Genomic DNA, 24,322 nt, shown 5'->3' with positions numbered 1-24,322 from the left:
CTTCGCGTGCTCAGGGCACCGGCGCGGGTTCCCGGGCCGGGACCCAGCAGCGGATGATGTCGCGGACCGAGACGATTCCGGCCACCTCGCCGCGGTCGAGGACGACCAGGTGGCGGAAGCCGCCGTGCGCCATGGCGCACGCCGCCCGCTCCAGGGTCCAGGTCGGGGCGGCGAAGACGACGTCTGTGGTGGTGTGGGCGTGGGTGGGTTCCGTGTCCGGGTTCTGGCCGAGGCCGATGCAGTTGAGGATGTCGCGTTCGGTGAGGATGCCGATGCCGCCGGCGTCCGGGTCGAGGACCACGGCGGCGCCGACGCGGCGGGCCGACATGAGGGCGGCCGCCTGGCGGAGGGTGTGAGCGGGGCCGAGGGTGAGTATCACCGTGCTCATGGCGTCACGGACGAGCATGAAAGGGCCACCTCCTAGGAACCCCTGAGTGCGTTCAGCCCGGCGCCGGAGGCGCCTGTTCGGCGCTGCACAAGTTCACAAGTGGGGGTGGCCTCAGAGTGCCAGGTAAAGCGGAGGTCAACAAGGGGGCGCGCGAGGTCAGTTGAGGGCGTGCCCGGGCGTCCGCCGCGGCTCAGCGGCGCTGGTCGAGATACCCCAGCAGCTCGTCGTGGAGCAGGCCGTTGGACGCCGCCGCGTTACCGCTGTGCGGGCCCGGACGGCCGTCGAGGCCGGTGAAGGTGCCGCCCGCCTCGGTGACGATGATCGCGTTGGCGGCCATGTCCCACAGCGACAGCTCCGGCTCGGCGCAGATGTCCACGGAGCCCTCCGCGACCATCATGTACGGCCAGAAGTCGCCGTACGCGCGCGTGCGCCACACCTGGCGGGTCAGGTCCAGGAAGCCGTCCAGCCGGCCCTGCTCCTCCCAGCCGGAGAGCGAGGAGTAGGCGAAGGAGGCGTCCGCGAGCTCGCCGACCCGGGAGACGTGGATACGGCTCGCGGAGGTGAGGTTGCGGCCGGTGAAGGCGCCGTGGCCCTTCGCGGCCCACCAGCGGCGGCCGAGGGCGGGAGCGGAGACGAGACCGACGACGGGCTCGTAGCCCCCCTCACCCGCCTCCATCAGGGCGATGAGCGTCGCCCACACCGGGACACCGCGGACGTAGTTCTTGGTGCCGTCGATCGGATCGACCACCCAGCGGCGCGGGCCGCTGCCCTCGACGCCGTACTCCTCGCCGAGGACGGCGTCCCTCGGACGGGCGCGCTGGAGCTGGCCGCGGATGAGCTCTTCCGCCGCCTTGTCCGCTTCGCTCACCGGGGTCATGTCCGGCTTCGTCTCCACCTTCAGGTCGAGGGCCTTGAAGCGGTCCATGGTGGCGGCGTCGGCCGCGTCCGCGAGAACGTGGGCGAGACGGAGGTCGTCGAGGTAGTCCGGCATGTGAGGAACGGTATCCGTCCGGCGGGCACGGGGGCCAGCGGGCACGGGGGCCGGCGGGCGCGGGGGCCGGCGGGCGCGGGGGCCGGCGGGGTCCGGGCGGGGTACGACTGCCGCGAACCCTTGACAGTGCATACAAGCGCGTCAAATCTGGGCGCAGTGTCGCCGTGCGCAGGGAGGCGAGGATGTCTGCTGCCCGGGAATCGCTGTTGGACGCCGCGTACACGGCGCTCGCGCGCCGGCCGTGGTCCGCGGTGCGGATGGTCGACGTGGCGGCGTCGGCCGGGGTGTCCCGGCAGACGCTGTACAACGAGTTCGGCAGCAAGGACGGACTGGCCCGGGCGCTGGTGCGGCGGGAGGCCGACGGTTACCTCGCCGGCGTCGAGCGGGCCCTCGCCGGCGCCGCCGGGCCGGGGGACCGGCTCACCGCGACCGCCGAGTGGACGGCCGCCGCCGCCCGGGACAACACCTTGGTCAAGGCCATGCTCACCGGCTGCTGGAGCGAGTGGCTGCCCGCCCCGCCGCTCACCGCCGTACCCTCCGCCTCCGCGGTGCCGGCGCAGCGCCGGGCGGACGGGCCGCTGCCGGCGCCCCGCGACTTCGTGCGGATCGTCCGGGACCGCGCGGCGACCGCGCTGGCCGGTCCCGGTGCCGGCCCGGCCGACACCGCCGAACTGCTCCGCTCCTGCGAACTGGTCGTACGCCTCGCCCTGTCCTGCGTGGCGGCCCCGCCCGGCGAGGGCGGCATCGCCGAGCTGGTGCGCGCGGTGCTCCCACGCCACCTGGTGTGAGCGGTACGGCGCCGCCCGCCGCGTTTCCGCCTAGTGCGCCGACCCCGACAACTGGAGCCCGATGACCCCGATGATCACCAGGCTGATCGAGACGATCTTCAGGGTCGAGACCAGGTCGCCCAGGAAGACCATGCCGTAGATCGCGGTGCCCGCCGCACCGATGCCGGTCCACACGGCGTAGGCCGGGCCGACGTCCAGCTTCTTCAGGGACAGGGTCAGCAGGCCGAAGCTGCCCAGCGCGAACGAGGCGAAGGCGATCGTCGGCCACAGCCGGGTGAACCCGTGCGAGAGCTTCAGGCACACGGCGAAACCGGTCTCCAGAATCCCGGCCACTATGACCAGCAGCCACGCCATGTACGGTCCTCCCGTTGGTCCGGATCTCCGGCTCGGTGCGATTATGCACTTACCGGACTCACGCCCCGGCAAACAACGCGAGGCTCAGTCGCCTTCCGTGCGCTCCCGAGTCGACAGCAGCCGGCGCAGCGAGTACAACCGCGCCGGATCCGCGTTGCCCTTCTCCACCCACGCGTCCAGCGCGCAGTCCGGCTCGTCGTGACTGCACGCGCGCGGGCAGCCCTCCGTGCCCGGTTCCAGATCCGGGAAGGCGTGGATGACCCGGGACGGGTCCACGTGGTGCAGGCCGAAGGAGCGTACGCCCGGGGTGTCGACGACCCAGCCGGCGCCGCCCGACAGCGGCAGCGCGAGCGCCGAGGTGGTGGTGTGCCGGCCACGTCCCGTCACCGCGTTGACATGGCCCGTCGTACGGCGCTGATCCTGCGGTACCAGTGCGTTGACCAGGGTCGTCTTGCCCACGCCGGAGTGCCCGACGAACGCCGTGACCTTACCGTCCAGCTGCTCTCGCACCCGGGCCACCGCGGTGCCGTTCTCCAGTTCCTCCCGGCTCGTCACCACGTACGGGATGTCCAGGTCGCCGTACAGCTCCAGCAGCTTGTCCGGCGGGCACAGGTCCGACTTGGTCAGCACCAGCAGCGGCTCCAGACCGCCGTCGAAGGCCGCGACCAGACAGCGGTCGATCAGCCGGGGGCGGGGCTCCGGGTCGGCCAGAGCCGTCACGATCGCCAGCTGGTCGGCGTTGGCGACCACCACCCGCTCGTACGGATCGTCGTCGTCGGCGGTACGGCGCAGCACCGACGTCCGCTCCGCGATGCGGACGATCCGCGCGAGGGTGTCCTTCTTGCCGGACAGATCACCGACCAGCGCCACCCGGTCGCCGACCACGGCGGCCTTGCGGCCCAGCTCGCGGGCCTTCATCGCCAGGACGGCCCGGTCCTCCACCAGGCACGTCAGCCGTCCGCGGTCGACGGTGAGGACCATGCCCTCGGCCGCGTCCTCGTGCTTGGGCCGGATGTTCGTCCGCGGCCGGTTGCCCTTGCGGTTGGGGCGGCTGCGGATGTCGTCCTCGTCGGTGTGCTTGCCGTAGCGGCGCATGGCGTACGTCCCTACTGCCCGAGCATCCCGGCCCAGAGCTCGGGGAAGTCCGGCAGGGTCTTCGCGGTCGTCGCCACGTTCTCGATGCGCACTCCCTCCACGGCCAGGCCGATGACCGCGCCGGCGGTCGCCATGCGGTGGTCCTCGTAGGTGTGGAAGACCCCGCCGTGCAGCGGGCGCGGCCGGATGTGCAGGCCGTCGGCCGTCTCCGTGACATCACCGCCCAGCTCGTTGATCTCCTTGGTGAGCGCGGCCAGCCGGTCCGTCTCGTGCAGCCGCAGATGGGCCACGCCCCGCAGGGTGGACGGCGAGTCGGCGAGCGCGGCGACCGCCGCGATGCCCGGGGTCAGCTCACCCACGTCGCTCAGGTCCACGTCGATGCCGTGGATCGCACCCGAACCGGTGAACACCAGCCCGTAGTCGGTGAGTTCGCAGGAACCGCCCATCTCGGTGAAGATCTCCCGCAGCCGGTCACCCGGCTGGGTGGTGCGGGCCGGCCAGTCCGGGATCAGCACCTTGCCGCCGGTGACCAGGGCCGCCGCCAGGAACGGCTGCGCGTTGGAAAGATCCGGCTCGATCGTCAGGTCCCGGCCGAGCAGCGCGCCCGGCGTCACCCGCCACACGTTCGGCTCGCCGCCCGACTCCGGGGTGTCCACCTGGGCCCCGACCGCGCGCAGCATGTCCACCGTCATCCGGATGTGCGGCATCGAGGGCAGGGACGCGCCGGTGTGCCGGACCTCGACGCCCTGGTTGAAACGCGGCCCGGACAGCAGCAGCGCCGAGACGAACTGGGAGGACGAGGAGGCGTCGATCGACACCGGGCCGCCGTCCAGGGCACCGCCGCCGTGCACGGTCAGCGGCAGCGCTCCCCGGCCGTCGTCGTCGATCCGGGCACCGAGTGCCCGCAGCGCGTCGATCACACCGTTGAGGGGACGCTCGTACGACCTGGGGTCCCCGTCGAACCGGATCGGACCGTCGGCCAGCGCGGCCACCGGCGGCAGGAACCGCATCACCGTGCCCGCGTTGCCGACGTCGACGGTGGCCGGGCCGCGCAGACCGTTCGGCAGCACCCGCCACGCCTCGCCGGTGCCGTCGGGGCCGACCCCCTCCTCGATCTCCACGCCCATCGCGCGCAGGGCGCCCGCCATCAGCAGCGTGTCGCGGGACCGCAGCGGGCGGCGCAGCCAGCCGGGCTCGGAGGCCAGGGCCGCGAGGACCAGGGCGCGGTTGGTGACCGACTTGGACCCCGGCACGTGGACCGTCGCGTCGACGGCCCCGCTCGCGTGCGGGGCGGGCCAGAGGGCGGTGGAGGAGGTGTTCGGGGCCATGGGGCCACTTTATAAGGAGGGCTCGGTATCAACCTTCCAGCAGCCAGCGGCCCCCGCCGATGAGCGAACACAGGGACACCGCGTGGAACAGGAACAGCCACAGCCCCGCCGGGACGTGCGTCAGCCTCGACAGCTGGTCCGCGTCGGAGTCACCCGCGCCTCCTCCGGACCGCTTGGCCTGGAGCTCGAACGCCGGCCGCACCCCGCCGACCAGCAGGAACCACACCACCGCGTACGCGAACGCCGCCTGCACCTGCGGCCCCGCCAGCCAGGACACCAGCAGGAACGCACCGCCCGCGAGGACCACGGTCAGCACGCCGTACGCGTTGCGGATCATCACCAGCATCGCCACCAGCAGCGCCGTCGCCACCCACAGCAGCAGCGTGATGCGGCCCACGGCCAGCAGCGCCGCCCCGCCGAGGCCCAGCAGCGAGGGGGCCGTGTAGCCCGCGGCGGCCGTCAGGATCATGCCCAGTCCGTACGGCTTGCCCCGGCTCACGGTGAGCCCGCTGGTGTCGGAGTGCAGCCGGATGCCGGTGAGCTGCCGGCCGGTGAGCAGGGCGACCAGGCCGTGGCCGCCCTCGTGCGCGATGGTGATCGCGTTGCGGGATATCCGCCACAGCGTCTGCGGGACGACCACGGCGAGCCCGGCGGCCAGCGTGGTGAGGACCACCCACAGATCGGGGTCGGGCTGGGTGCCGGTGAGCCGGTCCCAGATGTCGGGCAGGGCGGTGGCGGCGAGGCTGGCCATATGTCTGCGTGGCCCCCTGTTCTCGTACGGAGTCTGGCAGTGTGGCACGTATGTGCGGACGGTATGCATCGAGTCGTAGGCCCGAGGATCTCGCAGGAATCTTCGAGGTCGAGAAGTGGGAGCCCGAGGAGACTCTGGAGCCGGACTACAACGTGGCGCCGACCAAGGAGGTCTACGCCGTCCTCGCCCGCCCCCTGAAAGACGCGGACTCCCCGCGCCCGGTTCGCCAGCTGCGCAAGCTCACGTGGGGCCTCGTCCCGTCCTGGGCCAAGACGCCCGAGGGCGGCGCCCGGATGATCAACGCCCGCGCGGAGACCGTCCACGAGAAGCCCGCCTACCGCCGGGCCTTCGCCGCCCGCCGCTGCATCCTGCCCGCCGACGGCTACTTCGAGTGGGTCACCGGCAGGCAGGAGCGCGAGTTGGAGGTGGAGGGGAGGAAGAAGCGGCCGCGCAAGCAGCCGTACTTCGTGCTGCCCGCCGACGGCTCGGTCTTCGCGATGGCCGGCCTGTACGAGTTCTGGCGCGACCGGACCCTGCCCGACGACCACCCGCGAGCCTGGTGGGTCACCTGCTCCGTGATCACCACCGAGGCGGAGCAGACCCCGCTGGCGGTCGCCCCCGCCGAGGGTCCGCACTCCCTCGCCGAGATCCACCCCCGGATGCCGCTGATGCTCACCCCGGACCGCTGGGACGCCTGGCTCGACCCGTCCCGCACCGACCCCGAGGGCCTGCGCGACCTGCTCGCGCCGCCCCCGCCCGGCCTGATGCGCGCCTACCCGGTCTCCACCGCCGTCAGCAACGTCCGCAACAACGGTCCGGAACTGCTGAAGGAGCTGGAGGCACCGGAAGAGGGCACACTCTTCTGACGTGACGGAAGAAACGGTGGGTACGGACGCCGGGGATGCCCGGATCACCTGGCACCCGGCGAAGCGGGCGCGGCTGGTGCTGGCCCTGAGCCACGGGGCCGGCGGCGGCATCGAGGCGCGCGACCTCCAGGCGCTCGCCCGGGCGCTCCCCGCGCACGGCGTGACCGTCGCCCTCGTCGAGCAGCCCTGGCGGGTCGCCGGCAAGAAGGTGGCGCCCGCCCCGAAGACCCTGGACACCGGATGGCGCGGCCTCTGGCCGGCGCTGGCGAAGCCGGGGCTGCCGGTGGTCTCCGGCGGCCGGAGCGCCGGGGCCCGGGTCGCCTGCCGCACGGCCGCCGAGCTGGGCGCGCACGCCGTGCTCGCGCTGAGCTTCCCGCTGCACCCGCCGGGCAAGCCCGAGAAGTCCCGCGCCGAGGAGCTGCTGGGCGCCGGGGTGCCGACGCTGGTCGTGCAGGGCGGGAACGACCCCTTCGGGCGGCCGGAGGAGTTTCCCGAGGGCACCTACGAACTGGTCGAGGTGCCGTACGGCGATCACGGCTTCGCCGTGCCCAAGCGTGCGCAGATCGGCCAGGAGCGGGCACTGGAGATCATCACCGAGGGCGTCGCCGGGTGGGTCGCGTCACTCGGGTGACGCCCGGGAATGCTGCGCGGCGGCCCGCTGTTGTGGCCGACAGAAGTGCTGAGGCCTCGGCACCGACGTCGTGGGAAAGGAAGTCCGCCGCATGGGTTCGACCATCTGCCCGGCCCGCCAGCGCAGTACTGACCTGGACTGGACGGTGCTGCACGCGGCCAAGACCGCTCCTATTCGAGCGGCGGCGGGTACGGGTGGTGTTCTATCCTCCGAATCGAGTGGGATCGGTTTCGGTCCCGCCCGGGATCTTGAGGAGGTGGGTCCGGTCACTGGGACCGACGCAGGGACCGACAACGGCCAGGCGGAGCTGCCCGAGGGCCAGGGCATCAGCGCGGACGCGTCCGACGAGACGAGCGCCGAGCGCAGTGCGCGCTTCGAGCGGGACGCGCTCGAATACCTCGACCAGATGTACTCGGCCGCGCTGCGCATGACGCGCAACCCGGCCGACGCCGAGGACCTGGTGCAGGAGACCTACGCCAAGGCGTACGCGTCCTTCCACCAGTTCCGCGAGGGCACCAACCTGAAGGCGTGGCTGTACCGGATCCTCACCAACACCTTCATCAACTCCTACCGCAAGAAGCAGCGCGAGCCCCAGCGCTCCGCCGCGGAGGAGATCGAGGACTGGCAGCTCGCCCGCGCCGAGTCGCACATGTCGACGGGTCTGCGCTCCGCCGAGTCGCAGGCGCTCGACCACCTGCCCGACTCGGATGTGAAGGAAGCGCTCCAGGCGATCCCCGAGGAGTTCCGCATCGCCGTCTACCTCGCGGATGTAGAGGGCTTTGCGTACAAGGAGATCGCGGACATCATGGGGACACCCATCGGAACGGTGATGTCCCGGCTGCACCGGGGCCGCCGCCAACTGCGCGGCATGCTGGAGGACTACGCCCGTGAGCGCGGACTGGTCCCGGCCGGCGCCGGAGAGTCGAACGAAGCGAAAGGCTCGGGCTCATGAGCTGCGGAGAGCCGCACGAGACGGACTGCAGTGAGGTCCTCGACCACCTGTACGAGTTCCTCGACAGCGAGATGCCGGACATCGACCGCGACAAGTTCCAGCACCACTTCGAGGAATGCTCGCCGTGCCTGGAGAAGTACGGTCTGGAGCAGGCCGTGAAGAAGCTGGTCAAGCGGTGCTGCGGGCATGACGACGTGCCCGCCGACCTGCGCGCCAAGGTCATGGGGCGGATCGAGCTGATCCGCTCCGGCCACACCGTGCCGGAGCACGACGTGACCAAGGCCCCCGCGGCACCCCAGGAGTCCTGACACGCCGGGTCGCATCACCCGTCCGTGCTAATCCTCAGGTCATAAGCCCCACGCCCCCCGATTCCCGCCCTAGGCTCCGAGCCTGACAGGCAGGGCGGGGAGGGGCGCGATGGAGGCGGTATCGGCGAGGGCACGCGGCTATGTGGCCGCCGTGGCCCTGGCGGCCGTGCCGATCCTCCTGCCCCTGCCGGCCACGCCCGCCTCCTGGTGGGCGCCGGCCCTGCTGGCCACGCTGTACGCGGCCTGTGAGCACGTCGTACACCGCCGCTTCGGCGGCACCTTCTATCCCGTCCTGCTCGCCGGCGCCTTCCTGCTGCCGCCGGCGGCCGCCGCGCTCGTCCCGCTGCCCGCCGCCCTGCTCTGCCCGGTCGAGCACCGGCCCGCGCTGCCCCGGCGCGTGTGGCGGGCCGCCCAGCCGGCGCTCGCGGTGTGGGCGGCCGCCCGGGTGCACGGCGCGCTCGGCGGCCGGGACGCCGTCGTCGGCTGCCACTTCCCCTACGCCCTGCTGCCCGCGGGCGCGGCCGTCCTCGCCTTCTGCCTGGTGCTCACCGTCCTCGACGGCGGCCTGCGCGCGGCGGCCGGGCTGGTGCCGCTGCGCCGGGCGTGGCGCGGGCTGCTGACGCGCTGCCTCGCCCCCGTCGCGGTGCACGGACTCGCGGGGCTGATGATGGCCGTGCTCTGGCGCAGCCCGTACGGCCCGGTCGCCGCCCTGCTCGTACTGCTGCCGATGTGCGTCTCCGGGTGGGTGTTCGCCCAGTACCACCGAGAGCGCGCCGCCCACCAGGCCACCATCCGCGCCCTCGTCCAGGCCGTCGACATCAAGGACGGCTACACCCGCGGCCACAGCGAACGCGTCGGGCAGGCATCCGTGCTCATCGCCCGCGAACTCGGCATGGACGACGACCGCGTCGAGGTGCTGCGCTTCGCCGGCATCCTGCACGACGTCGGCAAGCTGGGCGTGCCCACCCGGCTGCTACGCAAGGACGGGCCGCTCACCCCGGAGGAGCGGCGGATCATCGAGCTGCACCCGGAGTACGGGCACGAGATGGTCCGCGGGATCTCCTTCCTCGGCGAGGCCCGCGCGGCCATCCTCCACCACCACGAGCGGCTGGACGGCAGCGGCTACCCGTACGGCCTGGCCGGCACCCAGATCCCCGAGTGCGCCCGGATCGTCGCCGTCGCGGACGCCTTCGACGCCATGACCTCCACCCGCTGCTACCGCAGGGCCCGGCCGGTCGAGGTGGCCGTCGCCGAGCTGAAGCGCTGCGCGGGCGCCCAGTTCGACCCCCGCATGGTCGGCGCGCTCGTCCGCGCCCTGCGCCGCTCCGGCTGGCACCCGGCGGTCACCGCCGACGAACCGGCGTACGGCACCCGGCCGGTGGAGCCGGCCCCCGGCACCGGGGCGCACCGATGACCCTGCTGCGGCTCATCCACGGCGCCGCCGCGCTCACCGCGGCCGGCTCCCTCGCCGTCGTCCTGTGGACCGGACTGGACGACCGGGGCGTCGCGCTCGCCTTCGGGGTGCTCATAGCCGTCGGCGAGCTGGCCCGTTGGAGCGACGCCCGGGCGGCACGGCAGGCCGCGCCGCTGGGCGCCGCCGGCTCCCTGTCCTACGCCCTGCTGGGCCCCGACGCCGGGCGGCCCACCCAGCACGGTGCCGCCCAGGTCGTCACCGTCGTCCTCGTCGCCGCCCTGTTCGGCGCCGTGCCGCACATCTGGGCCGGCCGCACCCCCACCGTCGACCACCTGGCCCGCCGCGTCCTCACCGTCGGCTTCGCCGCCGTCTGCTTCCAACCCCTTTTCGACGAGGGCGTGTTCGCGGCCTGGGAGGGCCCCGTCTACGCCCTGCTGCTGCTCACCCTGCTCGTCCTCACCTCGCTGTGCGGCGCCGTCCTCGCCGCCGCGCTCGCCCACTGCCGCACCCGCTGGCCGTTCGGCCCGCTGCTGCGTGAGGAATTGCACGGGCTGCTCGGCATCGGCTCCGCCGTCTGCGCGACCGGCGCGGTGATGGCGCTCGCGACGGCCGTCGTCGGCCTGTGGGCGCTGCCCGTGTTCTGCCTGCCCCTGCTGCTCGTCCAGCTGTCCCTGCGCCGGTACGCGGCCGTCCGCGCCACCTACCGGCAGACCATCGCCTCCCTGGCCCGCGCCACCGAGATCGCCGGCTGCACCCCCGCCGGGCACGCCCACCGCGTCGCCGAGCTCAGCCTCGCCGTCGGCCGGGACCTCGGCCTGTCCGGCCCCGAACTGAACGTCCTGGAGTACGCGGCGCTGATGCACGACATCGGCCAGCTCAGCCTGGTCGACCCGGTCCCGGCCGGCGCCACCGCCGCCCTGCCGGCCGCGGAGCAGCGGCGTATCGCCCTGCTCGGCGGGGCGGTCGTCCGGCAGACCGGGGTGGACGCGGCCGTCGCCGTCGTCGTCGAGCGGCAGGCCGACCCCTGTGCCGAGCAGCCGCTCGCCGCCCGGATCGTCCGTGCCGTGAACGCCTACGAGGAGAAGACCCGGGACGCCGGCCCCGAAGGTCCCCTGCGCGCGCTGGAGGAGCTGCGGCTGGGCACCGCCGGGGACTACGCTCCCGAGGTCGTGGAGTCGCTCGCCCGGGTGCTGGCGCGGCCACGGGGGGCGCGGGAGCGCATGCAGGCGCGGCGGACCGGACTGTCTGACCCCGCTCCCGGCTGGGTAACCCATGGGTAATGAGCGCCTTTCCCGCCGTACGTGGTTGGATGCGAGGGAGAGGGTGTCCGGGGGCACAAGCCAGCCCACTGTGCGGAACTGGAACTGGCAGGCGGGAAACGTGAGGATCTTCGGCAAGGGACGGCACCGGCCCTCCGCCTCCTGGCGGCAGGCCACCGACCGCGCGTTCACGCTCATCGGCGACGGCCGGTACGAGGACGCGGGCGAACTGCTGACACGCGCTGCCGATCTGGAACCCTGGCTGTCGGAGTCCTGGTTCAACCTCGCTCTGCTGCACAAGTTCCGGCACGACTGGGAGCAGGCGCGCGCGGCCGGACTGCGCGCGGTCGCTCTGCTCGACCGGGAGACCGGGGCGCCCGACTGGTGGAACGTCGGCATCGCCGCGACCGCCCTCCAGGACTGGCCGCTGGCCCGCCGCGCCTGGCAGGCGTACGGGCTGAAGGTGCCCGGAGGTGCCGCGGCCTCCGCGGAGCCGCTCGGCATGGAGCTGGGCAGCGCGGCCGTACGGCTCTCCCCGGAGGGTGAGGCCGAGGTCGTCTGGGGCCGTCGGCTGGACCCGGCCCGGCTGGAGGTCCTCTCCATCCCGCTTCCCTCGTCCGGGCGGCGCTGGGGCGAGGTCGTCCTGCACGACGGGGTCCCGCACGGCGAGCGCACCACCTCCGCCGGGCACAGTTACCCGGTCTTCGACGAGATCGAGCTGTGGGCGCCGTCCCCCGTCCCCACCTGGGTGGTGCTGCTGGAGGCGGCCACGGAGGCGGACCGGGACGCGCTGGAGCAGCTGGCCGCCGACGCCGGGTTCGCCGCGGAGGACTGGTCGTCGTCGGTGCGGCTGCTGTGCCGGATGTGCTCGGAGTCACGGATGCCCTCGGACGAGGGCGAGGGGGTGCATCTCGACCCGCACGATCACAGCGAGCCGGGTCATCCCGGGCCGCTGGGGCACCGGACGGACGGGCAGCTGTGGGTGCCCGAGCGCGAGTGCGGGCTGGCCGCGCCGGCCTCGCTGGTCCAGGGGCTGCTGGACGGGTGGGTCGCGGACAGCCCGGACTCCAGGGACTGGCGGGATCTCGAAGAGGTTTGCTGAGCCGTCGGTGACCAGCCACCTTTAGGCTGTACTCGCAGAAATTTCCAGGCTTGCAGGAAGGCGTACGTCGGTCATGGCGCAGCAGGACACCGATCAGCAGCACGCGGGCGTGCTCCCCGTCGACGACGAGGGTTACGTCGTCGACACGGAGGACTGCGAGGGGCGCGAGAGGGCCTGGCGCGAGCGCGGCACCTCGCGGCCGATCACGGTCGTCGGCAACCCGGTGCTGCACAAGGAGTGCAAGGACGTCACCGAGTTCGGCGAGGAGCTGGACCAGCTGGTCGCCGACATGTTCGCCAGCCAGCGCACCGCCGAGGGCGTGGGCCTGGCCGCCAACCAGATCGGTGTCGACCTGAAGGTCTTCGTCTACGACTGCCAGGACGACGAGGGCGTCCGGCACGTCGGCGTGGTGTGCAACCCGAAGCTGGTCGACCTGCCCGCGGAGAAGCGCCGGCTGGACGACAGCAACGAGGGCTGCCTGTCCGTCCCCACGGCGTACGCGTCGCTCGCGCGGCCCGACTACGCCGAGGTGACCGGCCAGGACGAGAAGGGCAACCCGATCAAGGTCCGCGGCACCGGCTATTTCGCGCGCTGTTTGCAGCACGAGACCGACCACCTCTACGGCTACCTGTACATCGACCGGCTGTCGAAGCGGGACCGCAAGGATGCGCTGCGGCAGATGGCCGAGAACGAGCCACGCTACCCCGTGGTCGCCAACGACTGAGGTGCCGAGGGCAGTTGAGGCGCCCGGCCGGGATCTTCCAGGCCGGGCGCCTTCGTGTTGCCGCTGTTCGCTCGTTCGTGCGTCGTACAGCCGATCTCTTCCGTGCTCCTAGTGATCCTTAATCAGTCACACAGGGGGGGATTCTCGGCACCGTGGGGTAGTGAGTGAAGCAAATCCGTTCCCACAGCGGTCCGTTGTGGTGCTGAATGGGAAGTGCGGGGATACGCAACGGCGCACGCCCGGCACAACAGGAGGGGTGTGCGCTCCTGGCGGCTGAGAGGGGTTTGTTCGTGCAAGCTTTCCCACGCAGCACCACAGCGGCACCGACGGCGGTGGTAGTCCCACCCTCACTGGCACTCCCGGTGATCGAGTCCGCCTTTCCCCGGCAACTGCATCCGTATTGGCCGCGGCTCCAGGAGAAGACACGGCTCTGGCTCCTGGAAAAACGGCTCATGCCGGCGGACAAGGTGCAGGAATATGCCGATGGACTGTGCTACACCGACCTCATGGCGGGCTACTACACCACCGCCCCCGACGAGGTCCTCCAGGCCATAGCCGACTACAGCGCCTGGTTCTTCGTCTGGGACGACCGCCACGACCGCTTCGTCGTGAACGGCCGGGCGGGCGACTGGCGGCGGCTGCGGTACCGGCTGCACGCGGCTCTCGACGCACCCAGGCACCATCTGCACCACCCGGACCCGCTGGTGGCGGGCTTCGCGGACAGCGTGCTGCGACTGTACGGCTTTCTGCCGCACACCTGGAACCAGCGGTTCGCCCGGCACTTCCACGCGGTGATCGAGGCGTACGACCGCGAATTCCGCAATCGCAGCGAGGGATACATACCCGGCGTCGAGGAGTATCTCGCCCTGCGCCGGCTCACCTTCGCGCATTGGATATGGACGGACCTGCTCGAGCCCAGTGCCGGGTGTGAACTTCCGGATGCTGTAAGGAAATACCCGGCGTACCGCCGGGCGGCCCTGCTCAGTCAGGAATTCGCCGCCTGGTACAACGACCTCTGCTCACTGCCGAAGGAAATAGCGGGAGACGAGGTCCACAATCTCGGCATCAGCCTCATCACTCATGAGGGGCTGTCCCTCGAGGACGCGGTCGATGAAATCAGGCGACGCGTCGAGGAATGCGTCCGCGAATTCCTCGAAGTCGAACGGGACGCCCTGAGGTTCGCCCGTGAAACGGATGACGGAACGGCCCGCGGAAAGGAACTGAGCGCCGCCGTCCGGGCCTGCGTCGGCTCTATGCGCAACTGGTTCAGCTCCGTCTACTGGTTCCACCACGAGTCCGGCCGGTACATGGTCGACAGCTGGGACGACCGGTCCACGCCCCCGTACGTCACGAACGAAGCGGCAGGTGAGTCATGACCGTCGAGTCGGTGAGGCCCGCGACCCCCGAGACGCCCGCACTGTGCGAACCACCCCTGGCCGGAGGTGCCCTACCGGTCCTCGGACACGGCCTGAGACTGGTGCGCGACCCGCTCGCCTTCATGTCCGGGCTGCGCGAACACGGCGACGTCGTGCGCCTGCGGCTCGGCCCCAAGACGGTGTACGCCGTCACCACGCCCGCGCTCACCGGAGCACTGGCCCTCAGCCCCGACTTCAAGATCGACGGCCCGCTGTGGGAATCCCTGGAGGGCCTGCTCGGCAAGGAGGGCGTGGCCACCGCCAACGGCCCCCGGCACCGCCGGCAGCGGCGCACCATACAGCCCGCGTTCCGGCTCGACGCGATACCCGCCTACGGCCCGGTCATGGAGGAGGAGGCGCACGCGCTGACCGAGCGCTGGAAACCCGGCGAGACCATCGACTGCACCTCCGAGTCCTTCCGGGTCGCCGTCCGCATCGCCGCCCGCTGCCTGCTGCGCGGCGAGTACATGGACGAGCGCGCGGAACGCCTCAGCGTCGACCTCGCCAGCGTCTTCCGCGGGATGTACCGCAGGATGGTGCTCCCGCTCGGACCGCTCTACCGGCTGCCGTTTCCGGCCAACCGCGAATTCAACCGGGCGCTGGCCGATTTGCATCTGCTGGTGGACGAGATCGTCGCCGAGCGGAGGGCATCTGGTCAAAAGCCGGACGATTTGCTGACGGCATTGCTGGAGGCGAAGGACGACAATGGCGACCCCATCGGGGAACAGGAGATCCACGACCAGGTCGTCGCGATACTCACCCCCGGCAGCGAAACAGTGGCGTCCACGATCATGTGGCTGCTCCAGGTCCTCGCCGAACATCCGGAACACGCCGAGAAGGTACGGACCGAGGTCGAATCCGTGACCGGTGGCCGACCCGTCGGATTCGAGCATGTGCGCTCACTTACGCACACCAACAATGTCGTCGTCGAGGCCATGCGGCTCAGGCCCGCCGTATGGATTTTGACGCGGCGCGCGGTGACCGACACCGCACTCGGCGGCTATCGCATACCGGCCGGGGCGGACATCGTCTACAGCCCCTACGCGATTCAGCGCGACGCCCGTTCCTACGCGCGCCACCTCGACTTCGACCCCGACCGCTGGCTGCCCGAGCGGGCCCGGGACGTGCCCAAGTACGCCATGAGCCCCTTCAGTGTGGGCAACCGCAAGTGCCCCAGCGACCACTTCTCCATGACCCAGCTGAGCCTGATCACCGCGGCGATCTCGGCGAAGTACCGCTTCGAGCAGGTCAGCGGGTCCGATGACACCACCCGCGTGGGCATCACCCTGCGCCCGCACAACCTCCTGCTGCGGGCGCTGCCCTGGTAGGTCACCTGGTACCGGCGCGCGCTCAGGCGGCCTCCGGCCCCCGGAACGCGCGCCGGTAGGCGTTCGGGGTCGTGCCCAGCGCCCGGACGAACTGGTGGCGCAGCGCGGCGGCCGTTCCGAACCCGGTGCGCCAGGCGATGGCGTCCATGGTCTCGTCCGTGCCCTCCAGCAACTCCTGTGCCAGCAGCACGCGTTGTCGCAGAATCCACCGGTAGGGAGTGGTCCCCGTCTCCTGCTGGAAGCGCCGGGCGAAGGTGCGCGGCGCCATATGGGCGCGGGCGGCGAGCTGCTCGACCGTGACCTCCTCGTCGAGGTGCGCCTCCATCCAGGCCAGCACCTCGCCGACCGTGTCACAGGGCGCCTTCGGCAGTGGCCGCTCGATGAACTGCGCCTGCCCGCCGTCCCGATGGGGCGGCACCACCATCCGGCGGGCGATCTTGTTGGCGACCTCCGGGCCCTGCTCCTTGCGCACCAGGTGCAGACAGGCGTCGATCCCGGCGGCCGTGCCGGCGGAGGTGATGACGGGATCCTCGTCCACGTACAGCACGTCCGGCTCGACCCGCAGCCGGGGGTAACGCCGGGCGAGCTGCTCGGCGTGGTGCCAGTGCACCGCACACCGGCGCCCGTCCAGCAGCCCCGCCGCGGCCAGCACGAACACCCCGGAGCAGACGCTCAGCACGCGCGCGCCCCGCTCGACGGCCCGCCGCAGCGCCGCCAGCAGCTCCTGCGGGTACGCGCGCTCCGCATAGGTCTCACCGGCCGGTACGGCGATCAGATCGGCCTCGTCCAGCCGCTCCAGCCCGTGCGGCGTGGACACGGTGAACCCGCAGTGCGTGCGCAGCTCGGACCCCTCCGCCGACACCACGGCGAAGTCGTACACCGGAAGCCCCTCGTCGCTGCGGTCGATGCCGAACACCTCGCACACGACACCCAGCTCGAAGGGATGCACCCCGTCCAGCAGCACGGCGGCCACGTTCGTCAGCATGCGGCCAGTGTGCCTCAGTGTTGGCAGTAATTCGAGGGTCTACGGCAGTCCTGCCACTCCCGGTAAGGAGTATCCGGCGCGACAGTGGTGTCCATGAACGGAAACCAGATCGAAGGCCTGATCGGAATGCTCGCCACCCTCGGGATCCTGGTCCTCATGGTCCTCCCCTCGGCGCTCGGCGTACTGCGCGACCGGCGCATCGACCGGCAGCTCAGGGAGGCGGAGCAGCGCGGGACACCCACCGAGCCCACGGGCGAGGCCAAGCCCCTGCGCGGGCACCGTGGCGTGGCCCGTCACGCCTGACCGGAAAGCGAACGGCGCCGCCCGCCACCGCACCTCCGCGAAGGCGGTGCGTGCGGGCGACGCCGAGCAGCTCCCGACCGGTCAGAAGTCCTCGTCCAGGTCGACCGTGCCCTCCACGGCGACCTGGTAGGCCGACGAACGGCGCTCGAAGAAGTTCGTCAGCTCCTGGACGCCCTGCAGCTCCATGAAGGAGAAGGGGTTCTCCGAGCCGTACACCGGGGCGAAGCCGAGACGCGTCAGCCGCTGGTCGGCGACGCACTCCAGGTACTGCCTCATCGAGTCGGTGTTCATGCCCGGCAGGCCCTCGCCGCACAGGTCACGCGCGAACTGGAGCTCGGCCTCGACGGCTTCCCCGAGCATGTCGGTGACCTGCTGCTGGAGCGCGTCGTCGAACAGCTCCGGCTCTTCCTTGCGGACGGTGTCGACGACCTCGAACGCGAAGGACATGTGCATGGTCTCGTCGCGGAAGACCCAGTTGGTGCCGGTGGCCAGGCCGTGCAGGAGGCCGCGGCTGCGGAACCAGTAGACGTAGGCGAAGGCGCCGTAGAAGAAGAGTCCCTCGATGCAGGCGGCGAAGCAGATGAGGTTGAGCAGGAAGCGGCGCCGGTCGGCCTGGGTCTCCAGGCGGTCGATCTTCTCGACCTCGTTGATCCACCTGAAGCAGAACTCGGCCTTCTCGCGGATGGAGGGGATGTTCTCCACGGCGGCGAAGGCGGCGGCGCGGTCGTCGGGGTCGGGGAGGTAGGTGTCCAGCAGGGTCAGATAGAACTGGACGTGGACGGCCTCCTCGAAGAGCTGCCGGCTGAGGTACAGGCGCGCTTCGGGGGAGTTGATGTGCTTGTACAGCGTCAGCACGAGGTTGTTGGCCACGATGGAGTCGCCGGTGGCGAAGAAGGCGACGAGGCGGCCGATGAGGTGCTGCTCTTCGGGGGTGAGCTTGGCGAGGTCGGCGACGTCGGAGTGGAGATCGACCTCTTCGACGGTCCAGGTGTTCTTGATGGCGTCCCGGTAGCGCTCGTAGAAGTCGGGGTAGCGCATCGGGCGCAGGGTCAGTTCGAAGCCCGGGTCGAGCAGGTTGGTGTTACGGGTGGACATTACTGGCAGGCCTCGCAGGACTCGGGGTTTTCCAGGGAGCAGGCGACCGCCTCGGGGTCGGCGACCTGCTGCACGGGGATGGTGGCCTGCGCCTGGGCGGCACGGGCGATACGCGTCGCGGGACGCGAGCGCAGGTAGTACGTGGTCTTCAACCCGGACTTCCAGGCGTAGGCGTACATCGAGGAGAGCTTGCCGATGGTCGGCGTCTCCAGGAAGAGGTTCAGCGACTGGGCCTGGTCGAGGAACGGGGTGCGGGCGGCGGCCATGTCGATGAGGCCGCGCTGGGGGATCTCCCAGGCCGTGCGGTAGAGCCTGCGCACCTCCTCGGGGATCCAGACGAAGTCCTGCACCGAGCCGTTGGCGTCGCGCAGGGCCTCGCGGGTCCGGGCGTCCCACACGCCCAGGTCCTTCAGGTCCTGCACCAGGTAGGAGTTGACCTGGAGGAACTCACCCGACAGCGTCTCGCGCTTGAACAGGTTGGACACCTGCGGCTCGATGCACTCGTACACGCCCGCGATCGAGGCGATCGTGGCCGTCGGCGCGATGGCGAGGAGCAGCGAGTTGCGCATGCCCGTCCGTGCGATGCGCGCCCGGAGGGCGTCCCAGCGCTCGGGCCAGGTGAGCTCGGTGTCGTAGTGGTCGGGGTGGAGGACTCCGCGGGCGGAGCGGGTCTGCTCCCAGGCGGGCAGCGGGCCGTTGCGCTCGGCGAGGTCGGCGGACGCCTCGTAGGCGGCGAGCATGATCCGCTCGGCGATGCGCGTGGACAGCGCCTTGGCCTCGGCGGAGTCGAAGGGCAGACGCAGCTTGAAGAAGACGTCCTGGAGGCCCATCGCGCCCAGACCGACCGGCCGCCACTTGGCGTTGGAACGGCCCGCCTGCTCGGTCGGGTAGAAGTTGATGTCCACCACCCGGTCGAGGAAGGTCACGGCCGTACGGACGGTCTCGTCCAGCCGCTCCCAGTCGATGTCCCCGTCGGCCACGAAGGCGCCCAGGTTCACGGATCCCAGGTTGCAGACGGCCGTCTCGCCGTCGTCGGTGACCTCCAGGATCTCCGTGCACAGATTGGAGGAGTGGATGACGTTGCCCGGCTGCGCGGTCTGGTTGGCGGTGCGGTTGGCGGCGTCCTTGAACGTCATCCAGCCGTTGCCGGTCTGCGCGAGCGTGCGCATCATCCGGCCGTACAGGTCCCGGGCCGGCATCGTCTTCCTCGCCAGGCCCGCCGCCTCGGCCTTGCGGTAGGCGGCGTCGAACTCGTCGCCCCACAGGTCCACCAGCTCGGGCACGTCGGCGGGGGAGAACAGCGACCACTGCTCGTCGGCGTTGACCCGGCGCATGAACTCGTCCGGGACCCAGTGCGCCAGGTTCAGGTTGTGGGTACGGCGGGCGTCCTCACCGGTGTTGTCCCGCAGCTCCAGGAACTCCTCGATGTCGGAGTGCCAGGTCTCCAGGTAGACCGCCGCCGCGCCCTTGCGCCGCCCGCCCTGGTTCACCGCGGCGACCGAGGCGTCCAGGGTCTTCAGGAACGGCACGATGCCGTTGGAGTGCCCGTTGGTACCGCGGATCAGCGAACCGCGGCTGCGGATGCGGGAGTACGACAGGCCGATGCCGCCGGCGTGCTTCGACAGCCGGGCGACCTGGTGGTAGCGGTCGTAGATGGAGTCCAGCTCGTCCAGGGGCGAGTCGAGGAGGTAGCACGACGACATCTGCGGGTGCCGCGTGCCGGAGTTGAACAGGGTGGGGGAGGAGGGCAGGTAGTCGAGGCGGCTCATCAGGCGGTACAGCGCCGCGACCTCGTCCACGGAGCGGGTCGTGTCGTCCTCGGCCAGACCGCTCGCCACCCGCAGCATGAAGTGCTGGGGCGTCTCGATCACCTTGCGGGTGATCGGGTGGCGCAGCAGGTAGCGGCTGTGCAGGGTGCGCAGGCCGAAGTAGCCGAACCGGTCGTCGGCCGCACCGTCGATCAGCGCGTCGAGCCGCTCCGCGTGCAGCCGGACGAAGTCCGCGGTGCGGTCCGCGACAAGACCCTCGCGGTGGCCGACCTCGACCGACTCGGTGAAGGACGTCACGCCCTGTGAGGCGGCCTCGTCCCGGATGGCGAGGGTCAGCAGCCGGGCGGCCAGCTTGGAGTAGGCCGGGTCCTCGGAGATCAGGCCCGCCGCGGCCTCCGTGGCCAGCTCCCGCAGCTCCGCCTCGTCGGCCCGGGCGGACCGGCCGCGCAGCGCGGCGGCGGCGACCCGGCCCGGGTCGGCGTCGGGCAGGTCGGCGGTCAGCTCGGTCAGGGTCCGCAGCAGCACGGCACCGGGACCGTCGGTCTCCAGCTCGCTGACTGAAGCCGGGTCGGCTGGCGCGATGGTCACGTGGGGCTCTCCCTCGCTCGGCACGGGGCCCGGCGGAGGGCAGGGGGCAGCCACGAGCGCGCACGGCGTCGCGTCCACCGGCCCACTCCACGAGGCCCGGACGTTCAGAAACCCACCCGGGCCGGACGGCCGGGTGTGCGCTGTCGGCAGGTCGTCGGACTCAACAGGCGCGCAGATACGCGCAGGTACACCGTTGCGGGACAGTTCCGGACTCGCACCGGATTCCCCTGCGGCGACAGCGAGGACGAGCATACATCTAGTGCCGGGCTGTCGTGTCACCCCCAGATGTTGTGTCGTGCCGGTGTCAGAGCGTCAACTCGTAGGTGGCGAGAGTGATGTCGTCGAGCTCCGGCATCGGATTCCAGTCCCGTTCCGGAACCCGCACGAAGCCCAGCCGTTCGTAGATGCGATGGGCGGCGTGCATGGTGCGCTGGGTCGACAGGACGACGGCCGTGCAGCCCTCCGCGGCCCGTGCGCGCTCGACACAGGCCCGCACGAGCGCCTCGCCGGCACCCTGGCCGCGGGCCGCCCGGGCGACCGCGAGCATCCGGATCTCCGCCTCCCCGGGCCGCGCGATGTCGGCCATGGGGCCGCCGGAGGGGACGAAGGTGACTCCGCCGAGGAGGGCGCCGTGGCGCGTGGCCACGAGTACGTCGGCCGCGGCCGCCCTCTTGGCCACGTCCCGCAGTTCGCCCAGGTACCGGTCGCTCTCGCCGAAGTCGAGCAGGCCGTCCTGGAGGTATGCCTGGGCGGTGAGCTCTCCCAGGGCGTCGTATTCGCCCGGTTCGGCGGGGCGGATCAGGATGTCCATGGTCTGAGTGTGCAAGCAAGCGGGCCGCCGGAAACGTGCTTTCCGGCGGCCCGCTGCGGGTGGTGCGGGGGGCTGCTAGTGGCCGGCGCCCGCGGTGGCCGAGGGCAGCTCCACCTGGACCCCGGGATCGCCCGCGTCCGCCGTGTAGTCCTGCGGCCGGGTCTCGTCCAGGCCCTCGGGAGCCTTGACGGCCTTCAGGACGACGGTGAGGACCACGGTCACCACGACGTTCAGGACGAACGCCGTGAGACCGATGTAGCCGATCTCGCCGATGCCGGGGATCTCCTTGGCGTTGCCGCCGAAGTGCTTCTGCGTCGGCGAGGCGACGCCGTACGCGGCGGCCGTGCCGTAGATCATGCCGGCCGCCCAGCCGGCCAGCAGCGCCCAGCGGTGGAACCAGCGGGTGAACAGGCCGCCGACCAGGGCCGGGAAGGTCTGCAGGATCCAGACGCCGCCGAGCAGCTGGAAGTTGATGGCCACGGTCTTGTCCATGGTGAGGACGAAGACCAGGGCGCCGACCTTCACCAGCAGGGAGACCAGCTTGGAGACCTTGGTCTCCTGCTCCGCCGTCGCGTCCGGCTTGATGAAGTCCTTGTAGATGTTGCGGGTGAAGAGGTTCGCCGCCGCGATGGACATGATCGCCGCCGGGACCAGCGCACCGATGCCGATCGCCGCGAAGGCCACGCCCGCGAACCAGTCCGGGAACATGTCCTCGAACAGCTGCGGAATGGCCAGCTGTCCGTTGGTGACCTTCACACCGGCCGCGATCGCCATGAAGCCCAGCAGCGCCAGCAGACCCAGCATCAGCGAGTACAGCGGCAGGATCGTGGTGTTGCGGCGGATCACCTCACGGCTCTTGGACGACAGGGTCGCGGTGATCGAGTGCGGGTACATGAACAGGGCCAGCGCGGAGCCCAGGGCCAGCGTGGCGTACGTCCACTGGCCGGTCTCCGGCGGGACGACCGCCCCGCGCGGCTTCTCCGTGACCGGGTTGACCTGGCTGAACGCCTGGCCGGCCTTGGCGAAGATGTCGTCGAACCCGCCCAGCTTGATCGGGATGTAGATGATCGCCACCGCGATGACGATGTAGATCAGGGCATCCTTGACGAACGCGATCAGCGCGGGGGCGCGCAGGCCGGAGGAGTAGGTGTAGGCCGCCAGCACACCGAAGGCGATGAGCAACGGCAGGTCCTTCACGAACCAGTTGGTGTTCTCGCCGCCGCCGACGCCCATCACGTCCAGCACCGCCTGGATGCCGACGAGCTGGAGCGCGATGTACGGCATCGTCGCCAGGATGCCGGTCACCGCCACCGCCAGTGACAGGCCCTTCGAGCCGAACCGGCCGCGCACGAAGTCGGACGTCGTGACGTACCCGTGCCGGTGCGAGACCGACCACAGCCGGGGCAGGAAGGTGAAGATCATCGGGTACACGAGGATCGTGTACGGCACCGCGAAGAAGCCGGCCGCGCCCGCCGCGTAGATCGCCGCGGGTACGGCGACGAAGGTGTACGCCGTGTACAGGTCACCGCCGAGCAGGAACCAGGTGATCCAGGTACCGAACGACCGTCCGCCCAGGCCCCATTCGTCCAGGGAGTGCTCGTTCTCGGCCTTGCGCCAGCGCGCGGCCAGGAAGCCGATGACCGTGACGGCCAGGAAGAAGAAGATGAAGACGCCGAGCGCGACGCCGTTGACGCCGTCCTTCACTTCGCCGCCTCCTCGTGCCGGGCGGTCGCCGCCTTGCGGGCGCGCTGGTCACGCTGCCACAGCTGGTACGCGAGCATCGTGAGCGCCGTGGAGACCAGCACCCAGAGCATCTGGTACCAGTAGAAGAACGGGATCCCGATGAAGGTGGGGTCGGTCTTCGCGTACGAGCCGACCCACAGCATCGCCACGAAGGGCGCGACGAGACAGAGGGCGATGATCACTCTGCCCGGTGTCACCACCGGTGGTCTCACTTCAGGCGTTTCGGACATGCCATGGCTCCCGTCCCCTCGCGATCACCTGTTTAATGCGCACGCAATCTAGGTGACGGCGTCATGACAGCGGAAGACCTCGTCCGCATATCGGTATATCGATTCAGCGAACATGCCCGGCGGGAGCTGCGGTTGACGGGCTGACGGGTCCTTACTCCGCCGGCCGCTTCAGCCGTGCCACGAACTTGTACCGGTCTCCGCGGTACACCGAACGCACCCACTCCACCGGCTTGCCCTCGCGGTCCAGCGAGTGACGGGAGAGCATCAGCATCGGCAGACCGACGTCGGTGCCGAGCAGACCCGCCTCGCGCGGGGTGGCCAGCGAGGTCTCGATCGTCTCCTCGGCCTCGGCGAGGTGGACGTCGTAGACCTCCGCGAGCGCGGTGTACAGCGAGGTGTACTTCACCAGCGAGCGCCTGAGGGCCGGGAAGCGCTTGGCCGACAGGTGGGTGGTCTCGATCGCCATCGGCTCGCCGTTGGCCATGCGCAGCCGCTCGATGCGCAGCACGCGCCCGCCGGCGGTGATGTCCAGCAGCTCGGCGAGCCGGTCGTCGGCGGTGATGTACCCGATGTCCAGCAGCTGCGAGGTCGGCTCCAGGCCCTGGGCCCGCATGTCCTCCGTGTACGAGGTGAGCTGGAGCGCCTGGGAGACCTTGGGCTTGGCCACGAAGGTGCCCTTGCCCTGGATGCGTTCCAGCCGGCCCTCCACGACCAGTTCCTGGAGGGCCTGGCGGACCGTGGTGCGGGAGGTGTCGAACTCGGCGGCCAGCGTGCGCTCGGGCGGGACCGGCGTGCCCGGCGCCTGCGTCTCCGTCATGTCGAGCAGGTGCTTCTTCAAGCGGTAGTACTTGGGCACGCGCGCGGTACGGACGGTTGTGCCGGCCTCGTTCTCCGCACTGCTGACGTCGGTGCTCATGCTCTGCCTTCCCGGCTCCGGATGCCGCAAGCGACCGACATCCCATCGGCCACGGCTCACATCGTGGCACGGGTTGCGGTGTCCGACTCCACCCGCACGCTCCGTGATCTCCTCTGTATACCGTTGCACCCGCTGTTGGTCTAGTCCATCGCCCGGTGGAGTGCACGGTCGCGGCGCCCCAGGGGTCG

The 24,322-nt window shown here is 71.0% G+C and carries 25 protein-coding genes and 1 riboswitch; of the genes, 12 read left to right on the top strand and 13 right to left on the bottom strand.

What is annotated here, in order from left to right:
• Positions 1-10: 10 nt before the first annotated feature.
• Positions 11-406: a CBS domain-containing protein gene (locus tag ACZ7DL_RS00530; protein WP_470770254.1), complete on the bottom strand. Its 396-nt coding sequence runs from the start codon at positions 404-406 to the stop codon at positions 11-13.
• Between the two features lie 172 nt (positions 407-578).
• Positions 579-1,379: a histidinol-phosphatase gene (gene hisN, locus ACZ7DL_RS00525; protein ID WP_470770253.1), complete on the bottom strand. Its 801-nt coding sequence runs from the start codon at positions 1,377-1,379 to the stop codon at positions 579-581.
• 182 nt (positions 1,380-1,561) lie between these two features.
• On the opposite strand from hisN, the gene ACZ7DL_RS00520 reads away from it, so the two are divergent.
• Complete coding sequence (locus ACZ7DL_RS00520) at positions 1,562-2,167, top strand: TetR/AcrR family transcriptional regulator (RefSeq protein ID WP_470770251.1); 606 nt, start codon at positions 1,562-1,564, stop codon at positions 2,165-2,167.
• A 30-nt stretch (positions 2,168-2,197) separates the two neighbouring features.
• Here ACZ7DL_RS00520 and ACZ7DL_RS00515 read toward each other — a convergent pair whose 3' ends face one another.
• From ACZ7DL_RS00515 to ACZ7DL_RS00500, 4 genes are all read right to left on the bottom strand, one after another.
• Entirely contained in the window at positions 2,198-2,521 is a 324-nt protein-coding gene (locus tag ACZ7DL_RS00515; RefSeq protein WP_030657145.1) for a DMT family transporter, read from the bottom strand.
• An 84-nt stretch (positions 2,522-2,605) separates the two neighbouring features.
• Positions 2,606-3,616 carry a ribosome small subunit-dependent GTPase A gene (gene rsgA, locus ACZ7DL_RS00510; RefSeq protein ID WP_470770248.1) on the bottom strand — a complete coding sequence of 337 codons (1,011 nt, stop codon included), beginning with the start codon at positions 3,614-3,616 and terminating at the stop codon, positions 2,606-2,608.
• 11 nt (positions 3,617-3,627) lie between these two features.
• Complete coding sequence (gene aroA / locus ACZ7DL_RS00505) at positions 3,628-4,944, bottom strand: 3-phosphoshikimate 1-carboxyvinyltransferase (RefSeq protein WP_470770242.1); 1,317 nt, start codon at positions 4,942-4,944, stop codon at positions 3,628-3,630.
• Positions 4,945-4,972: 28 nt separating this feature from the next.
• Positions 4,973-5,695: a M50 family metallopeptidase gene (locus ACZ7DL_RS00500; protein ID WP_470770241.1), complete on the bottom strand. Its 723-nt coding sequence runs from the start codon at positions 5,693-5,695 to the stop codon at positions 4,973-4,975.
• Between the two features lie 50 nt (positions 5,696-5,745).
• Between ACZ7DL_RS00500 and ACZ7DL_RS00495 the strand changes: the two genes are divergently transcribed.
• The 10 genes from ACZ7DL_RS00495 (at position 5,746) to ACZ7DL_RS00450 (ending at position 15,694) form a co-directional block, all read left to right on the top strand.
• Positions 5,746-6,561 (top strand): SOS response-associated peptidase, encoded by an 816-nt coding sequence (locus ACZ7DL_RS00495; protein WP_470770240.1) that lies wholly within the window; start codon positions 5,746-5,748, stop codon positions 6,559-6,561.
• A gap of 1 nt (position 6,562) precedes the next feature.
• Positions 6,563-7,192: an alpha/beta hydrolase family protein gene (locus tag ACZ7DL_RS00490; protein ID WP_470770238.1), complete on the top strand. Its 630-nt coding sequence runs from the start codon at positions 6,563-6,565 to the stop codon at positions 7,190-7,192.
• 256 nt (positions 7,193-7,448) lie between these two features.
• Entirely contained in the window at positions 7,449-8,144 is a 696-nt protein-coding gene (locus ACZ7DL_RS00485; protein WP_470771167.1) for a sigma-70 family RNA polymerase sigma factor, read from the top strand.
• Positions 8,141-8,452: a mycothiol system anti-sigma-R factor gene (gene rsrA / locus ACZ7DL_RS00480; protein ID WP_470770236.1), complete on the top strand. Its 312-nt coding sequence runs from the start codon at positions 8,141-8,143 to the stop codon at positions 8,450-8,452. The genes ACZ7DL_RS00485 and rsrA overlap by 4 nt, the downstream gene beginning before the upstream one ends.
• Before the next feature lie 109 nt (positions 8,453-8,561).
• Entirely contained in the window at positions 8,562-9,866 is a 1,305-nt protein-coding gene (locus tag ACZ7DL_RS00475) for an HD-GYP domain-containing protein (RefSeq protein WP_470770235.1), read from the top strand.
• Complete coding sequence (locus ACZ7DL_RS00470; RefSeq protein WP_470770233.1) at positions 9,863-11,146, top strand: HD-GYP domain-containing protein; 1,284 nt, start codon at positions 9,863-9,865, stop codon at positions 11,144-11,146. Before ACZ7DL_RS00475 ends, ACZ7DL_RS00470 begins: the two co-directional genes overlap by 4 nt.
• 100 nt (positions 11,147-11,246) lie before the next feature.
• Positions 11,247-12,227 carry a hypothetical protein gene (locus tag ACZ7DL_RS00465; protein WP_470770232.1) on the top strand — a complete coding sequence of 327 codons (981 nt, stop codon included), beginning with the start codon at positions 11,247-11,249 and terminating at the stop codon, positions 12,225-12,227.
• A gap of 73 nt (positions 12,228-12,300) precedes the next feature.
• Positions 12,301-12,951 carry a peptide deformylase gene (def, locus tag ACZ7DL_RS00460; RefSeq protein ID WP_470770231.1) on the top strand — a complete coding sequence of 217 codons (651 nt, stop codon included), beginning with the start codon at positions 12,301-12,303 and terminating at the stop codon, positions 12,949-12,951.
• A 290-nt stretch (positions 12,952-13,241) separates the two neighbouring features.
• Positions 13,242-14,327 (top strand): epi-isozizaene synthase, encoded by a 1,086-nt coding sequence (gene cyc1, locus ACZ7DL_RS00455; protein ID WP_470770229.1) that lies wholly within the window; start codon positions 13,242-13,244, stop codon positions 14,325-14,327.
• Positions 14,324-15,694, top strand: coding sequence for a bifunctional albaflavenone monooxygenase/terpene synthase (locus ACZ7DL_RS00450; RefSeq protein ID WP_470770228.1), 1,371 nt, complete (start codon positions 14,324-14,326; stop codon positions 15,692-15,694). Before cyc1 ends, ACZ7DL_RS00450 begins: the two co-directional genes overlap by 4 nt.
• Before the next feature lie 22 nt (positions 15,695-15,716).
• On the opposite strand, the gene ACZ7DL_RS00445 is transcribed toward ACZ7DL_RS00450, so the two are convergent.
• Complete coding sequence (locus ACZ7DL_RS00445; RefSeq protein ID WP_470770227.1) at positions 15,717-16,679, bottom strand: GlxA family transcriptional regulator; 963 nt, start codon at positions 16,677-16,679, stop codon at positions 15,717-15,719.
• Between the two features lie 93 nt (positions 16,680-16,772).
• On the opposite strand from ACZ7DL_RS00445, the gene ACZ7DL_RS00440 reads away from it, so the two are divergent.
• The gene (locus tag ACZ7DL_RS00440; RefSeq protein WP_470770226.1) at positions 16,773-16,982 is read left to right on the top strand and encodes a hypothetical protein; all 210 of its coding nucleotides are present in this window, start codon (positions 16,773-16,775) and stop codon (positions 16,980-16,982) included.
• A gap of 81 nt (positions 16,983-17,063) precedes the next feature.
• On the opposite strand, the gene ACZ7DL_RS00435 is transcribed toward ACZ7DL_RS00440, so the two are convergent.
• From ACZ7DL_RS00435 to ACZ7DL_RS00410, 6 genes are all read right to left on the bottom strand, one after another.
• Positions 17,064-18,077 (bottom strand): ribonucleotide-diphosphate reductase subunit beta, encoded by a 1,014-nt coding sequence (locus tag ACZ7DL_RS00435; RefSeq protein WP_470770225.1) that lies wholly within the window; start codon positions 18,075-18,077, stop codon positions 17,064-17,066.
• Positions 18,077-20,434 carry a ribonucleoside-diphosphate reductase subunit alpha gene (locus tag ACZ7DL_RS00430; RefSeq protein WP_470770224.1) on the bottom strand — a complete coding sequence of 786 codons (2,358 nt, stop codon included), beginning with the start codon at positions 20,432-20,434 and terminating at the stop codon, positions 18,077-18,079. The genes ACZ7DL_RS00435 and ACZ7DL_RS00430 overlap by 1 nt, the downstream gene beginning before the upstream one ends.
• Before the next feature lie 128 nt (positions 20,435-20,562).
• Positions 20,563-20,686: riboswitch (cobalamin riboswitch) on the bottom strand.
• A gap of 52 nt (positions 20,687-20,738) precedes the next feature.
• Positions 20,739-21,245, bottom strand: a complete 507-nt coding sequence (locus ACZ7DL_RS00425) for a GNAT family N-acetyltransferase (protein WP_470770223.1) — start codon at positions 21,243-21,245, stop codon at positions 20,739-20,741.
• A gap of 75 nt (positions 21,246-21,320) precedes the next feature.
• On the bottom strand, positions 21,321-22,949 hold the full coding sequence (mctP, locus tag ACZ7DL_RS00420; RefSeq protein WP_470770222.1) for a monocarboxylate uptake permease MctP: 1,629 nt from the start codon (positions 22,947-22,949) through the stop codon (positions 21,321-21,323).
• Positions 22,946-23,218, bottom strand: coding sequence for a DUF3311 domain-containing protein (locus ACZ7DL_RS00415; RefSeq protein WP_470770221.1), 273 nt, complete (start codon positions 23,216-23,218; stop codon positions 22,946-22,948). The genes mctP and ACZ7DL_RS00415 overlap by 4 nt, the downstream gene beginning before the upstream one ends.
• A 151-nt stretch (positions 23,219-23,369) precedes the next feature.
• Positions 23,370-24,134 carry a GntR family transcriptional regulator gene (locus tag ACZ7DL_RS00410; protein WP_360749104.1) on the bottom strand — a complete coding sequence of 255 codons (765 nt, stop codon included), beginning with the start codon at positions 24,132-24,134 and terminating at the stop codon, positions 23,370-23,372.
• Between the last annotated feature and the right edge of the window lie 188 nt (positions 24,135-24,322).

It is taken from the genome of Streptomyces sp. NPDC036984 (assembly GCF_055607665.1).
The sequence above is the reverse complement of the archived record's forward strand: the minus strand, read 5'-3'. Positions and strand labels throughout refer to the sequence as shown.

Coding starts and splice junctions, on each gene's coding strand:
- ACZ7DL_RS00530 (WP_470770254.1), bottom strand. CDS start 406: ATGCTCGTCCGTGACGCCATGAGCACGGTGATACTCACCCTCGGCCCC.
- hisN (WP_470770253.1), bottom strand. CDS start 1,379: ATGCCGGACTACCTCGACGACCTCCGTCTCGCCCACGTTCTCGCGGAC.
- ACZ7DL_RS00520 (WP_470770251.1), top strand. CDS start 1,562: ATGTCTGCTGCCCGGGAATCGCTGTTGGACGCCGCGTACACGGCGCTC.
- ACZ7DL_RS00515 (WP_030657145.1), bottom strand. CDS start 2,521: ATGGCGTGGCTGCTGGTCATAGTGGCCGGGATTCTGGAGACCGGTTTC.
- rsgA (WP_470770248.1), bottom strand. CDS start 3,616: ATGCGCCGCTACGGCAAGCACACCGACGAGGACGACATCCGCAGCCGC.
- aroA (WP_470770242.1), bottom strand. CDS start 4,944: ATGGCCCCGAACACCTCCTCCACCGCCCTCTGGCCCGCCCCGCACGCG.
- ACZ7DL_RS00500 (WP_470770241.1), bottom strand. CDS start 5,695: ATGGCCAGCCTCGCCGCCACCGCCCTGCCCGACATCTGGGACCGGCTC.
- ACZ7DL_RS00495 (WP_470770240.1), top strand. CDS start 5,746: ATGTGCGGACGGTATGCATCGAGTCGTAGGCCCGAGGATCTCGCAGGA.
- rsrA (WP_470770236.1), top strand. CDS start 8,141: ATGAGCTGCGGAGAGCCGCACGAGACGGACTGCAGTGAGGTCCTCGAC.
- ACZ7DL_RS00475 (WP_470770235.1), top strand. CDS start 8,562: ATGGAGGCGGTATCGGCGAGGGCACGCGGCTATGTGGCCGCCGTGGCC.
- ACZ7DL_RS00470 (WP_470770233.1), top strand. CDS start 9,863: ATGACCCTGCTGCGGCTCATCCACGGCGCCGCCGCGCTCACCGCGGCC.
- def (WP_470770231.1), top strand. CDS start 12,301: ATGGCGCAGCAGGACACCGATCAGCAGCACGCGGGCGTGCTCCCCGTC.
- ACZ7DL_RS00450 (WP_470770228.1), top strand. CDS start 14,324: ATGACCGTCGAGTCGGTGAGGCCCGCGACCCCCGAGACGCCCGCACTG.
- ACZ7DL_RS00445 (WP_470770227.1), bottom strand. CDS start 16,679: ATGCTGACGAACGTGGCCGCCGTGCTGCTGGACGGGGTGCATCCCTTC.
- ACZ7DL_RS00440 (WP_470770226.1), top strand. CDS start 16,773: ATGAACGGAAACCAGATCGAAGGCCTGATCGGAATGCTCGCCACCCTC.
- ACZ7DL_RS00435 (WP_470770225.1), bottom strand. CDS start 18,077: ATGTCCACCCGTAACACCAACCTGCTCGACCCGGGCTTCGAACTGACC.
- ACZ7DL_RS00425 (WP_470770223.1), bottom strand. CDS start 21,245: ATGGACATCCTGATCCGCCCCGCCGAACCGGGCGAATACGACGCCCTG.
- ACZ7DL_RS00415 (WP_470770221.1), bottom strand. CDS start 23,218: ATGTCCGAAACGCCTGAAGTGAGACCACCGGTGGTGACACCGGGCAGA.
- ACZ7DL_RS00410 (WP_360749104.1), bottom strand. CDS start 24,134: ATGAGCACCGACGTCAGCAGTGCGGAGAACGAGGCCGGCACAACCGTC.